We start from the raw sequence: 13,436 nt of genomic DNA, 5'->3' as shown, positions 1-13,436 counted from the left end.
ATCAAGTTGAATGTTGCAGATCAGAGCTGGGACTAAATGCATTGCGTTTTTGATAGCGACCGGAGCAATTTTAGCCGGTTGCCAGTCATCCAGCGTTGATGGTCTCGCTGCTTTTGGCGATAGTGCAAAGACCGTCGAGGATGACTCAGCGGTCGCCTTCTATAAGAACGACGAGTTGATCACCACTGGCAAACTGCAGTTCCAGGAAAAGAACTACGGAAAATCTTACGCCATTTACAAGCGAGCAGTAGACGTTTTTCCGGAAGATCCGGCCGCCTGGCTAGGCTTGGCAGCCTCCGCCGACATGGTTGCCCGCTTCGATACGTCCGACCGCGCCTACCAGCAACTCTCGCGAATGATCGGCAACACCCCGGTCTACTACAACAATATCGGATATTCTCACCTTTTACGCGGCGACTTGCGCACCGCCAGACGGTATTTCCTGAAAGCCTATGAGCTTGATCCCGGAAACGAAGTCACTGCGCGTAATCTCGAATTGATGAAGAACAGCGTCAATTACGCTCAGCGATAATAGGCCCCTCAGCGATCGGCAATCTGCGTCGCGATTAGAGTGCCCTTGCCGCACTGCCAGCATCGGCGCGGCGCCTCCTAGAACAGGATGATTTTAGGCCCGGTTGGCCTAAAATCATCCTGTTCTCAATTCAATAGTGAGAGCATGATGTCATGAGAACACCGCGCACACTTTTCGGCATCATGCTCTAGCAGCGTCCAGCGATTGCTTTGGAGGTGACGTCGCTGTTTATCGTGCCTTCCGAAGTATGAGCTGGCCTTCCGGCGAGAGTGTTCGCACGTAACGCGGCAGGTCGTTGACTGCAATGCCCCCGGCTTCGATGGACGCGAGCGTGCTATCCGGAGTTTGAGTTTCCGCCGGCCCGGCACGGGGCGACGGTGCGAAAAATTGTGCCGGTTCCTTGCCGGGCGCGCTAAGGACCAAAGCAGAACCCATGCGTGCAAAGCTTGTGTCGTTGTGCTGTTCGCTCGTCATAGCCTTTCGCAGGCTACCCATCTCCTCGCGGATAAGCGCGACGTCGTCGGCCTTGGCATTGTCGTCGATCTTGCCCGACTGCTTTTCCATCTGTCCTCTCAGGCCGTCGACGGACCTTTTCAGCGCGGCGATGGTCTCGCGGCTCTCGCGAACATCCGCTGAGTTTTTGGCGGTATAGATGAGAACGCCGGCATTCACAGGCAGGAGCATCAGGAGCAAACCGACGAGTAGCGGGCTTTTTGAGCCTTTCTTCTCTACGGTTCGCAAATTGCCAGGTGTTGGGCGGTCCGCTTCGCCCTCGATGCTCGGAATGCTGGTCATTCGTTTACTCCCCCGTAAGTCATTAAATCTGCGTGGCCGTGATCAGCGCCAAGTCCGCAATCATTCCGTTGTAAACACACCTTCCCACGCCCGCTCGAGCATATCGAGCGACGCGTTTCCAGCTATACCATTGAACTCGCAGTAAGACCCGACGAAATCCAGAAGATATTTCGGATGATAGCAAGAGGCTGGCGCATCGCCGTTGTACTTGCGATCGTAGAACAGGTTCAGGTCTGGATCACTGACCGCCAATCCGGTGCCGCTGGCATAGGATTTGAAGATCCTGATATATTCGTCGCGCGACGGCGTGTTCACGAAGATCTTGTATTTGAGGCGCCGCAAGCCCGCCTCGTCGGAAAGGTCCTTCGGTGCGATATTGGTCGAGAATACGACCAGCTCGTCAAAGGGAACCTTGAACTTCTTGCCGGTGTGCAGCGTCAGGAAGTCATATCCGCGCTCGAGCGGCACAATCCAGCGATTGATGAGCGCCTGCGGCGCCACTTGTTGACGCCCGAAATCATCGATGATGAAAACGCCGCCGGATGCCTTCAAGTGGATCGGTGCTTCATAGACATTCGGTCCTTCGTTGAAGGTGAGATCGAGCTGATCGAGGGTCAATTCCCCGCCCGTCTTGATCACCGGACGGCGGCATTCGATCCATCTCTGATCCGCTTTCGGATGGGATTCTGTGTCGCTCCCCGACACGGGATGATGCACGGCTTCGTCATAGAAACTGATGACATGGCCGCCGACCTCGATGGCATAGGGCACCCAGATTGTTTGACGAAACAGTTGAGACGTCCGCTCGGCGATGCTCGTCTTTCCGTTTCCGGGTGGTCCGTAAAGCAGGATAGAGCGACCGGAGTTGATGGCCGGGCCGAGCTTTTCGACCAAGGTATCCGAGAGCACCAGCCCGGCAAGGCTGTCGGTCAGCCGCTCCGGGGTCACGCGCTCGTAATGGATGGACTGCAAACCGACTTGACGGCAGAACGCGTCCAGCGACACCGGCGCCGGGCCGACATATTGGCTTTGGCGCGACGCCGCGTGGGCATATTCGAGCCCCTTCATTGAAAGCGCATACCGGATATCGGATCTCACATCCTCACCGGCCAGGCCGCGAGCCTCGAGGTATGCGAGTTTCACCAGTTCCTTGATCAGGATATTGACGATCACTTTCGGCAATTTCATCCGGTCAGCCAGATGAGACGCCGTGGTTGTATCCTGCTCGGCCGCACATTTTGACGCCAGCCGAAGCAGGAACGACAGATCCAGTCCGGTCTGTTCTAGGCTTGCCGGTGCCATCGGCATACGCGGATCCAGGGAACTGATGGCATCGTTACGATCATGTTCGAGCGAATACTGCATACGACCTCGCTTGGCTCAACCGCCGGGGCTCATGCTGAGAAGAAGACTGATGACACGGATAACAACGGGAACGAGAACGATGATGAGACTTACCGGAAAAAGGAACGCGCCGAGCGGAAGCAGCATCTTGACCGGCAGGGCGTTTGCCTTTTCCTCCGCGCGAATAATGCGGAGGTCGCGCATTTCCTTGCAGTAGACCCGCAACGTCTGCGTTACGCTGGTCCCGAGCTCCTCCGATTGGCGGAACAGAACGGAAAGGGCCCGGGCTTCGTCAATCCTCAGGCGGACGGCAAGGTTGGCGAGGGCCTCGCGCAGTCGCCGGCCACCCCGCACTTCCAGCATCATGATCGAGAGATGCAGGCCGAAGTCCTGCCGCTTGTCGACGAATTCCCGCGCAACACGGTTCGCCGCTGCCTCGATGCTCATGCCCGCATCGAGGCAGACGATCAGCATATCCATAAAATCGGGAAAGAGGCGGCGGTACTCCCTCTCCTTGGCGGCGCCACGCCGGTCGATATAGATGTTGACCAGAATAAAGGTCACGCCCGCAGCAAACATGGCAACAACCAGCGTAACCACCCGTGACATATCAGGCACGACCCAATTGAGAGCCCAGACCGCCGCGACCAGCACGCTGATACAGACCACCGCCCGAACCACCTGGAAGGTGGTCACGGCGCCGGCGGCGAAATAGCCGGCTCGAATCAGCCGGTTCTGGGTGGAGTTCACATTGGTGTCACGTCGCGTAATCTCGAAATAACGACGGATCAGGCGGTTTTCCGCCTCGCCGAGATCGGCAATCGTCGTATCGCCAAGGTGGAACTCCTCGCCTGATGCCACCGAGCTCTTCGACACCCGAACCGAGACCTCGCGCTGTCGAAAAAACAATTCCGATGCTGCCGCAGAAAATATCAGCACGGCAAAGAAGACGATGAGGTAAATTCCATACTCGCTCGACATGACGCCTCAGTACTCGAAGTTGACCATCTTGTAGAGAATGACATTCCCGATCGCCATGACGGCCAGCAGCACGGTCACGACGATGGTTCCGTGGCCGCTCTCCCAGACGGGATCGAAGTAGGTCGGCGACAACATCTTGATCATCGCGTAGAGCAGGAACGGATACATCGACATGACGATCGCCGTAATGCGTCCTTCCGAGGAAATCGCCCTGACCTTTGCCTTCAGCAGCATGCGGTCTCGCAGCGTCTTCGAAAGGTTCTGCAAGATCTCCACGAGGTTTCCGCCGGTTCCCGCCTGTACGCTCAGCGATATCGCAAGCAGGTTCAGATCCTCGACGCCGACCCGGTCGGCCAAGTTCACCAGGGCGTCGTCCAGTGTCACGCCGTAGGTGAGTTCATCCGAGAGGAGGCCGAACTCGGTGCCGATCGGATCAGGCATCTCGCGTGCGACCAACGAAATCGCCGCCGGCAGCGGGTGGCCGGCGGCCAGGCTGCGATTGGCGACATCGAGCGCTTCAGGAAGTTTCAGTTCGAATTTCCGCATGCGGAGCACCCGGGCGCGCCAGATGACGACTGCGGGGATGATGAGGCAGATCAGGAGAAAGACGGGGACTCTAAACAGAGTGCTCGGCAGGAGGAACTGAACGACCAGCCACGTCAAAAGTGCGCCTGCGATCGCGTAGAGAGCAAATCGCCTGGCATCGAACTTGATTCCCGACTGGGCGTAAAACTGCCGCAACCGCTGCATCATGGGGGTTTGCCGCCACCTGCCGCCGGCTCCGCGCTCCTTGAGCATATCGCTATAGGTCTTACGATGATCATCGCTGACCTCGAGCAAGCTCAGCCGATGGTTCACAGCGCGGTGGCGTTCTGATGTCTTGAAGTAGCCGCGCATTATCGCTTCGACAGCAACAAGGGCGGCGGTGAAAACGGCCGCGTAAAGGAGAGTCAGGGTCATTGAACAGGTCCCGTCTGCAGCGGTTTGCCGGGATCGAAAATCGTCACGGGGATCTCGATCCCGAGTTCGGCAAATTCCTCGACGAACCGCGGGCGGATGCCGGTGGCGCGGAATTCTCCATGGATCCGGCCGCCTTCATCGGTGCCGATTTTCTTGAATTTCATAATCTCCTGCATCTGCACGACTTCGCCCTCCATGCCGGTGATCTCGGAAATCGAGACGACTTTGCGGGTACCGTCGCTCAGGCGCTGGACCTGCACGATCATGGTGATGGCGGAGGAGATCTGCGAGCGAATGCTCATCTGCGACATCGGCATCCCGGCCATGCCGACCATCTGCTCAAGCCGACCGACGGCGTCGCGGGGCGTGTTGGCGTGAATGGTCGTCATCGACCCCTCGTGACCGGTATTCATCGCCTGCAGCATGTCGAACGCCTCGTCGCCGCGAACTTCGCCGACGATGATGCGGTCGGGACGCATGCGCAGGGCGTTTTTCAAAAGTTCGCGTTGACGGATCTCGTTGCGCCCGTCGAGCGTCGGCGGTCGGGTTTCCAAACGCCCGACATGCGGCTGCTGCAGTTGAAGTTCGGCTGCATCCTCGATGGTTATCAGGCGCTCCCTTGGAGAAATCTGCGACGAGAGGGCGTTGAGCAAGGTGGTCTTGCCAGAACCGGTGCCGCCTGAAATGACCATGGACACCTTGCCCTTGACCGCGGCGCTGAGAAGTATGCGCATCGCATCGGCCATAGCTCCATATTGCACGAGGCGCTCCATCGTCAGCGGCTTGCGCGTGAATTTACGAATGGAAACGAGCGGTCCATCGACCGAGATCGGCCTGATGGCGACGTTGACACGCGAGCCATCCTTGAGGCGGGCGTCAACCATCGGCGTCGACTCGTCGACACGGCGGCCAACCGCCGAGACGATCTTGTTGATCACCCGAAGGAGATGGTCCTCGTCTTTGAACCGCACGGCCGTGCTCTCGAGCTTGCCGCTCCGCTCGACATAGACGCTGTTATAGCCGTTGATGAGAATATCTGCGATCGTGTCGTCGGCCAGCAGCGGCTCGATCGGTCCGAGCCCGAGCATCTCGTCGGTGATATCGCGGATCAGATCATTGATTTCCTTGGCATTCAGCGGAAAGTTGTTACTCCGGATGTAGTCCTTGACCAAAGGCCGGATCTCGGTGGCGATCTCCTCGTTGTCGAGCGTGTCGAGGATCCCGAGGTTGATGCGATCGAGCAGGTAACGGTGCAGATTGACCCGCTCGGAAACCATGTCCGGCCCGAGCGCGGCCTCTTCGCCGCTCGCCGTGGCGCTGTCGGAGGCCGGTTGGGCAGGCATGTTCTGAACTGCGCCGACCAAAGACAGTTCGGCCGCCTCCGGATCTTCCCGGCTTTCCCCCCGCTGCTTGTAGAAACGCCCGATGATACCGTTCGCCATGCTTCCCGCCCCCGAACTCTTATTTTACAATAACCGTGGAACCGACTTTCACCCTCTCATAGAGATCGATGACGTCGGCGTTGCTCATGCGAAAACAGCCCGATGACGCGAAACCGCCGACCGTCGACTGCTCGTTCGTTCCATGAATGCGGTAGAGCGTGTCGGTCCCGCCCTTGTAGAGATAGATCCCGCGAGCACCCAATGGATTGAGCGGCCCGGCCGGCACCAGGTCCGGAAGTCCGGCTGCGCGCGCCTTCATCTCGACAGGCGGGCGCCAGTCGGGCCACTCGGCCTTGCGTCCAACCTTGACGATACCGCTCCAGCGAAATCCGTCTCGTCCGACTCCGATTTTGTAACGGATCGCGCGCCCTTCGGAGATGACGAGATCCAGCGTACGATTGCCGTTGGCGATGACGATTGTCCCAGGCGCGTAGCTTTTTTCGATCGTCACCACGGCGGCTGTCGTCGGCCCCAGGCTTCGCGGCACAAGCCCGGCTGCCGCGGCGTCGCCGACAGCGGCCAGAATTGCCAAAACCGCAAGAGCAACGCCGGCCGCGCGGGACCTTATGCGCCCACTGTCGAACGCCCTCATCGCACCAGCGCTCCAAGTTTACCGACCGCGCCACAGAAGCGCGCCCGGGAATTCACTTGAAATGGCAGCACGCCGCGATTGACCGCCTCGCTCAGAGTATCCCAGTCATCCGCAATGACATGCGTCGGGATCTCCTTGAAGATCTTTTCCGTTTGTTGTCGGCGCAGGCCGAGGCCGAAAAGCTTGGAGCGGTATTTGTTGATGACGATGAATATCTGATCCGAACTGCCACGCAGCCGTACCAGGTTGGCAAACAAATCCTTGGCTTGAGAAAGCGCCGGGACCGTCATTTCAGTGACGATGCAGATGCTGTTGACCGAAGTGAGCACCTCGTATTTCCACGGCGTGTCATAATAGGGAATGTCGATGATCGTGTGGTCGCTCTCGAAGGCGGCCACGTCGAGCATACGCAGCACGAGTTCCCGGCCCTTCGGCGCCAGAAGCACGGATGGCTGCTTGAAGGACAGCAGCGAAAAGCCCCCCGAATGACGCTTTCGGACCAGATCGATGAATTCCAGATCGACACGGGAAGGATTGGCGATGACTGGTTTCAAGTCGTAGTCGTTGACGAGGTTGAGATAATAGCCAAGCGCGCCGGAGCAAAAATCGGTGTCGAACAAGTCAATCCGCGGCGTGGAATTCTTGGTCGGCTGGGCCAGCACATGCGCGAGCGACGAAGCGATCATGCTGGCGCCCGCGCCCCCGACGGCTGAGACCACGGCATGCACCCGGCTGTCGCTGGCCCCAGTGCCTGGCGCATGGGTCGAAATCATGTCGATCAGGGCGCGACGCTCGAGCGGCTTCTTCAGCCAGTCGTTGCCGTTCAGGCGGAAGAGCAGCCGCAGCATGTCGTCCGGCAGGTCTTCGGAAACGACGACGAGCGGAATGTGGCGATAGCTGGTGCGAAACGCGAAAAGCTCCGGCTGCTGCAGCAATGTGCCGTTGTCAACGTCAAGAACGATCAGGTCGAACTGCGTCGGATCGAACCGGCCCTTTTCTCCGAGCGCCTTCAGCGCCAGATGGCGGACATCGTAACGCGAAAGCGACCCGAACGTATCGAGCATGAAGCTCGCTGCAGCCGCATCGTCGGAGAGGACCAGGATCTTGGTGGATGCGGCAATGTTCATGTGAGCTGTCATTTTCGCTTTCCTACGCGTAATTTAAGGAGTCAGCAGGTTGAGCAGGTCTTCAGATCTTCCGTCGTGATCGTCACCGGATGGGCCGGGATGGTGACGTCGTTCAATCCCAACAGCCCGCCGAGGACCGGCAGATCGAAAGTGATGTTGCGCACCTCCAGCCGCATCGTCAGCACAGGCCCGTCCGGCCGGCCCCAGTAGCCGAGGCCCGATCGCTGATAGGTGACCATCAGCTTATCCGGCGTGATGCGCCAATTGAGGTCGCAAATGCCGGGGTGAGGATCAGTGCCCGCGCTGCAAACGCCGTCACTTCCGCGGACGATCCGGTTCAGTGCCGCCGTGCAGTTTGCAAGAGCCGGTCCGCAGGTCGAGGATATCGTTGCATCGTTCGGCGCCGCTTTGCCGTTGTTGAGTGGATCGGCGGCATCTGTTGGGAAAACGGCATTGAAATTCGTGGTCAGCGGATCGGATACCGCCGCCAGACGGGCACCATATTGCAGCGCCTTGACCGTCTGATTCCACTGCGACATGGCATAACCGAACTCGATGAAGGCGGCGAATACCAGCATGACGATCGGAAAGGTCAGCAATGCTTCGACAAGGCTGACACCGCTGCTATCCTGCCAGAATGCCTTGATTGCCCTAGAGGTCACCATCCGATGTATTTCTCTTCATGGAAGGAACTGATCGTGATGGCACCAATTCCCAGAAAGCCGAACACCGGCGAGGTCTGGTAGAGATGAGCAGTTGATATGGTGATGTCCCCGTCCGCATCCGGTGCGGTGATGGTGATGTCGGCAGGGCTGTTCCAGCCGGGCACGCGGGGTTTAGCGTTTGCCGCAGGTGTTTGCGTTCCGTAAAAGGCGATCGTCTTCGCAGTCGCCTGATTACATGTCGGCACATAGGTTCCCGACACCGGTCGGCATCGCGAAAGGTAACGCCCGGCATCGCGCAAGCCTGCGTCGATCTGCATACGCTGCCAGAAGATGCTGCCAAACTCGAGTATCCCCGCCGCAAAGATCGTCACAAAGGGGATCGCGAGCAGCGCTTCGGCAAGCACCGCGCCTTCCTCCCGCCGCCAGAAGCCGAGGCAAAGCCGATGCCGGATAAAATTGCGGAGCGCCATCATCTGACCAACTCCGCTTCTTCCCGGAGGAAATCTTCGAGTGTGCCCCGTCCACCCTTGCCGCTGATGTCGATCACTTCAAGCGAGAGATAGCGCTCGTTGCCAGCCTTGAACGCCGGTTTGGTCATGAACATGCGTGCGAAGGCAACCGCCTGCGTCTGCTTGTGGCCGTTCAAATGGTCGACCGAGGCCTCGTAGCCGCAATTGACGATGGCGGCGAAAATCTCGCGGCGGTCGCCATATTCGCCCACCGTGTAGTTCGACAGGGCCGGCCCCGAGTAGCACTGTCCGCCGCCTGTCGTCGGATTGCCGATTTCGCCGTTTGCCGAGGCATGGTTGAGCAGCGCCGCGGTGTTGAGCTCGTAACGATAGACGTCATAGGCGGAGGGCCGGCTCGGTGTTCCGCCGGCCTGCGGCGGATAGCTGGAATAATTGCTGAGAATCGCGCTGACCGACGGGGCCGTGCCGCCCTGCGCGACGGTCCAGTAGTTTGCATAGTTCCAATTGTTGCTGGTGCTGATCTTGCCGCCGCCGAGGGGCGACATGGCTGCACCGTAACCCAATGGCACCGCCTTGGTGACATCGCCAACAGTGCTGCCGACCAGCACCGGGTCGTAGGCCTTGCAGCCGTTCTGTCCCGTTTGCTTTTGTGCGGAGCGCACGTTCTGGGCCGGGCGGTAGCGGCCATCATTGCGCAAGCCCTTGAACGACCCCTGATAAATACCGAATCGCGTGTTGACGCCGTCTTCAACTGGCCCGGCCATGGCACCCGTTTCGGTATCCAGGTTGTCCTTCGTATAACAGGCCCCCGGATTCCCGGTAGCCAAAGCGTCGGCCATCACGCTTGCGCCATTGCCCAGAGGGGTTCTCAGGAACCCGAAATTGCCAGGCCCGGGGCTGGACGAGGACGTGCTGTACATTTCGATTTGCCGGCCGTAGAGATTGCCGGCCGCGAAGTTGGTGTGGAGATCCGCCGCCGCCTGTTCGTTGGCGGCCGGGCTCGTATTGCCAGCCGGCTCATAGGGATTGCAGATGAAGATCGGCGTGATATCACAGGCACTGGCGTGATAGACCGCGACGGCGTCGGCAGCGATGTTGATCGTATTGCGGGTGAAGCCAACCGGGATCGGAAAGATCGTCTGCATCGCCTGCGGCTTGGCGATGACCCAGGCGTAGGAGGCTTCGCTGGCCACCGTCGTTTCCATCGAAGACGGGATGGGCGTATCATCGTTGGCCGGGATGTTTTTCAGAAAAAGCACGTTGACCGTGCTCCCGGCATTATTTCCGGCGTGATAGGCCACGGTAATATTCGAGCCAAGCGACATGCCGGTCCCGCCCCCGGAAAAAGCCGCGCTATTGGCGATTTTCTCGATCGCCGTCTGCGCCCTCGAAATGGCATCGTCGCGGCCATCGAGTTCGCGGGCTCCGGCCAGCGCCATGGCATCGACCGCGTTCTGGAGATCAGTATGCAGGTTACTGCTGCGACCGACATCGATAACCAGCAGCGAAAAGCCGAGAAGCATTGGCATGGCGATGAGCGTCAAAGCGATGACATAGCCACGATGATCGTTCCAGAACCGTCTGACAACCCTGCCCAGCATTGGCATACCCCCATCACGGCGCTATCGCCGCGACGACCCTGTGTGATGCATTTTCCCTTCCGGCGCGCTGCGCCGTTCATGCCTTTCGAACAGCTACTGGCTAGCTGTGGCCCCAGTGGACGCCCCATTGGCCCCCATGGCCGGCGATGGCTCAACAACCACCACCCCGCCGTTCTGATACTCAGTGACCGCCCTGCGGATCACCTTGCCGTCGCTCGCGATACGGGTTCGCTGGGCTTCCGGCGGGAACGGATCCTCGGTATGGATGGCCTTATTTGCTTCCATGGCGTTGCCCGCCCCGAATGTGATCGTATCGCGATGGTTCATATAATCGGCGCAGCCGGAAGCGAGGCCGGCGGCTGCGAGGACGAGAAGGACGCGCTTAGCGTTTTGTAGCAACGACTTGGACTCCCTGGTTCAGGTCGAGACGATGGCCATAGGGCCCAGTCACACCTACGCCATTGCGAAAGCGTCGGAGCATGTCCTTGTCGACTTCCAGGACACCGAGCGCGAAAAGCTCGGCGTCGTTGGACGAACGCGTCTGATCGAGCGGACTGTAGAGGTCCTCACCCGGGCGGGCCGGTCGCACGATGTGCGGGGTGACGACGATGACGAGGTCGGATTCCTTCTTCTGGAAACTCGTCGAACGGAACAGCGCGCCGAGGATCGGGATCTGCCCGAGGCCCGGCAATTGCTGGATATCTTTGGCATTGATCGACTGCAGCAGGCCGGCCATGGCAAAGCTCTGGCCGTCGCGCAGCGCTACCGTGGTGCTGGCAGCGCGCGAGATGAAACCTGGATTGCCGTTGACGTTGATCGATGGATCAAGCTCGGAAACCTCGGGCTCGATCTCCAAATTGATGACGCCGTCGTCAAGCACCACCGGTTTGAAGGTCAGCCGCACACCGAAGGGGCGATAGTCCGTCTCGGTGGCGACTGTCGTGCCGTTGTTCGTCGTCTTCAGGATCGGCACTTCACCGCCGGCATGGAAGCTGGCAGTCGAGCCGCTCATGGCGATGAGGTTCGGCTGAGCCAGGCGACGCACCAATCCCTTCTGCTCGAGCGCGTTGATGACCACGTCGATGCGGCCGCCCGAGATTTCCAGCACCTTGGCGATCAACTGGCCGAAGGGCAGCATACCCGTTGCCGCACCCTTGGGATCAACGAGGGTACGGACGAGGCTGCCGTTATCATCCACGCCGATACCCTGGCTGGTCGTTGCCTTGCCGATGCCGTTGTTGCCGCGCCCGGACCAACCGATCCCGAGGTCACGACCCGTCTGTCGGGAGGCTTCGATGACACGGACCTCCAGCATCACCTGCTGGCTGTCGCTGACGCGCAACTGGTTCAGCACCGGTTGGTCGGAATAGGACTGGGCGATTTCGATCACCCGCTGCAATTCGACGCCGTCACGGACCATGCCTGTCAGGCGAATGCGATCGTTGGAGTTGGCCACGATAACCCGGGCCGAGGGCGCGGCAGAGCGAATGGCGGCGGCGACTTCGCTGAAATCGCTGGCAACGCGGATGTCGATGACGCCGAGAAGCGACTTGTCGTCGCCATAGACCGAGATATTGGTGGCGCCGATCTTCTTGCCGCGGATGAACAGCGACTTGTCGGAAAGCGGCACTACGTCGATCATGTCGGCGCTGCCGATGACGAGATCGCCGAAGGGCTGGCCGGTATTAAGCGTCAGGGTCTCGTTCGGAGGCAATCTCACATGCTGGACCGATTTGCCGAGCGTGACCAACTTTTCCTGTGCGTTGGCGGAGCCCGCAAATCCCGGCCCTAAACACACACAGGCCGAAAACACTGCCGCCAGTGGCGCAAGGCTTCTGGTCCTTGCGATTCTTCTCTTGCCGTTCGCCATGCCTGCTTTAGCCCCCCATTCGGCTCGCCGCACCTGCGGCATGCCGCATAAATATCACTGGATCAGGCCGACTCGGTGCTCCTCGCGCTTCGTCGTGTTCCAGACACCCACTGTCACCCACTTCGGCTCGACCGACAACACCGGCTCGACCTTTTGTTCCACAATCTGCACTTGTTTTTCGGGTTCTGGCAACTTATTCTTTTCCAGATCGTTGCCTAGCTCCGTCGCCATCGCCCCGCCACCCAGGTCGGCGACGGTGATCGGCCGGGTCTGCTCGATAGAGGAGGAGGCAATATTGCGAAGCGCCAGCGAGAGCGTGCCGATACTGGAGCCGAGGGTAAGGCGCTGCGCCTCATCGGTCGTGACCTCAAAGGTCACGGTTTTCACGACGGATGGCTCGTCCTTTCGCTCGTCTGCCGTCTGGTCCACCGCAAGCACCTTGACGCCTTGCAGCAGCACGTCGACGAAGGTCTGATCGTTGCCTGCCGGCCCGCGCACGACCCGCGTCAGAAGCACGTCGACGCGATCGGAAGGCCTGACGAAGCCGGCAACGCCGAGCACGTCGTTGACGCGGATGGAAACCGCCTTCATGCCCTGGTCGAGCGCCGCCGACAGCGTGGCGCGTTCGCCGGTACCAGTGATTTTCGAGGATAGCACCGGCTCGCCAGGGTCGATCGCCGCCATGGCATAACGCGGCTGGGCATCGCTGCCGACGACCGCTTCTATGCCGACGAACGAGCCTGTGGGTGTTTCATTGGAGGGCCATGGAATGGCCCTGAGATTTTCGGACCGGATTCGGTCGCCGAAGCGCATTGCCTTGGCGGCGACAACGAGTGTCCTTTCCTCGGGCCTCACGCCGTTCATCGCCAGCAGCCGGGCCTTCTGATCGGAGAGATACTCGCGCATGCCGAAAACTGCTGCTGCCGCGAGCACGAACGCAATAACGAGGCTTAAAATCGTTGAAGAACGCATCTCGATTACTCGTTACACTGGATGGAGCGCATCCATTCATTGCTTCTAATTTAGAAGAGAGGGGTTAACAAAACCCCTCGCTTCC

At 59.6% G+C, this 13,436-nt stretch carries 14 protein-coding genes; 1 reads left to right on the top strand and 13 read right to left on the bottom strand.

Features of this window, described 5'->3' with window-relative positions; all coding sequences use genetic code 11:
* Positions 1-10: 10 nt before the first annotated feature.
* Positions 11-532, top strand: coding sequence for a tetratricopeptide repeat protein (locus tag HJB89_RS05745; RefSeq protein WP_221149197.1), 522 nt, complete (start codon positions 11-13; stop codon positions 530-532).
* Positions 533-760: 228 nt separating this feature from the next.
* Here HJB89_RS05745 and HJB89_RS05740 read toward each other — a convergent pair whose 3' ends face one another.
* The 13 genes from HJB89_RS05740 to cpaB form a co-directional block, all read right to left on the bottom strand.
* Positions 761-1,327 carry a hypothetical protein gene (locus tag HJB89_RS05740; RefSeq protein ID WP_221149195.1) on the bottom strand — a complete coding sequence of 189 codons (567 nt, stop codon included), beginning with the start codon at positions 1,325-1,327 and terminating at the stop codon, positions 761-763.
* A 60-nt stretch (positions 1,328-1,387) separates the two neighbouring features.
* The gene (locus HJB89_RS05735; RefSeq protein ID WP_221149193.1) at positions 1,388-2,692 is read right to left on the bottom strand and encodes an AAA family ATPase; all 1,305 of its coding nucleotides are present in this window, start codon (positions 2,690-2,692) and stop codon (positions 1,388-1,390) included.
* Positions 2,693-2,707: 15 nt separating this feature from the next.
* Positions 2,708-3,652: a type II secretion system F family protein gene (locus tag HJB89_RS05730; protein ID WP_221149192.1), complete on the bottom strand. Its 945-nt coding sequence runs from the start codon at positions 3,650-3,652 to the stop codon at positions 2,708-2,710.
* Positions 3,653-3,658: 6 nt separating this feature from the next.
* Positions 3,659-4,612: a type II secretion system F family protein gene (locus HJB89_RS05725; RefSeq protein ID WP_221149190.1), complete on the bottom strand. Its 954-nt coding sequence runs from the start codon at positions 4,610-4,612 to the stop codon at positions 3,659-3,661.
* Positions 4,609-6,054 carry a CpaF family protein gene (locus HJB89_RS05720; RefSeq protein ID WP_221149189.1) on the bottom strand — a complete coding sequence of 482 codons (1,446 nt, stop codon included), beginning with the start codon at positions 6,052-6,054 and terminating at the stop codon, positions 4,609-4,611. Before HJB89_RS05720 ends, HJB89_RS05725 begins: the two co-directional genes overlap by 4 nt.
* 19 nt (positions 6,055-6,073) lie before the next feature.
* Positions 6,074-6,646, bottom strand: coding sequence for a L,D-transpeptidase (locus HJB89_RS05715; RefSeq protein ID WP_221149186.1), 573 nt, complete (start codon positions 6,644-6,646; stop codon positions 6,074-6,076).
* Complete coding sequence (locus HJB89_RS05710) at positions 6,643-7,785, bottom strand: pilus assembly protein (RefSeq protein ID WP_221149185.1); 1,143 nt, start codon at positions 7,783-7,785, stop codon at positions 6,643-6,645. The genes HJB89_RS05715 and HJB89_RS05710 overlap by 4 nt, the downstream gene beginning before the upstream one ends.
* Before the next feature lie 29 nt (positions 7,786-7,814).
* Positions 7,815-8,438, bottom strand: a complete 624-nt coding sequence (locus tag HJB89_RS05705; RefSeq protein WP_221149184.1) for a TadE/TadG family type IV pilus assembly protein — start codon at positions 8,436-8,438, stop codon at positions 7,815-7,817.
* The gene (locus HJB89_RS05700) at positions 8,432-8,911 is read right to left on the bottom strand and encodes a TadE/TadG family type IV pilus assembly protein (RefSeq protein ID WP_221149183.1); all 480 of its coding nucleotides are present in this window, start codon (positions 8,909-8,911) and stop codon (positions 8,432-8,434) included. Before HJB89_RS05700 ends, HJB89_RS05705 begins: the two co-directional genes overlap by 7 nt.
* Positions 8,908-10,509 carry a TadE/TadG family type IV pilus assembly protein gene (locus HJB89_RS05695; protein ID WP_221149182.1) on the bottom strand — a complete coding sequence of 534 codons (1,602 nt, stop codon included), beginning with the start codon at positions 10,507-10,509 and terminating at the stop codon, positions 8,908-8,910. Before HJB89_RS05695 ends, HJB89_RS05700 begins: the two co-directional genes overlap by 4 nt.
* 93 nt (positions 10,510-10,602) lie before the next feature.
* The gene (locus HJB89_RS05690) at positions 10,603-10,908 is read right to left on the bottom strand and encodes a hypothetical protein (RefSeq protein ID WP_221149181.1); all 306 of its coding nucleotides are present in this window, start codon (positions 10,906-10,908) and stop codon (positions 10,603-10,605) included.
* Positions 10,892-12,379: a type II and III secretion system protein family protein gene (locus tag HJB89_RS05685; protein WP_221149174.1), complete on the bottom strand. Its 1,488-nt coding sequence runs from the start codon at positions 12,377-12,379 to the stop codon at positions 10,892-10,894. Before HJB89_RS05685 ends, HJB89_RS05690 begins: the two co-directional genes overlap by 17 nt.
* Positions 12,380-12,433: 54 nt before the next feature.
* Positions 12,434-13,351 carry a Flp pilus assembly protein CpaB gene (gene cpaB, locus HJB89_RS05680; protein WP_221149172.1) on the bottom strand — a complete coding sequence of 306 codons (918 nt, stop codon included), beginning with the start codon at positions 13,349-13,351 and terminating at the stop codon, positions 12,434-12,436.
* Positions 13,352-13,436 lie beyond the last annotated feature (85 nt).

The organism is Rhizobium sp. NZLR8 (assembly GCF_019685025.1).
GTDB lineage: Bacteria > Pseudomonadota > Alphaproteobacteria > Rhizobiales > Rhizobiaceae > Rhizobium.
This window is presented reverse-complemented; position numbering and strand designations above follow the sequence as displayed.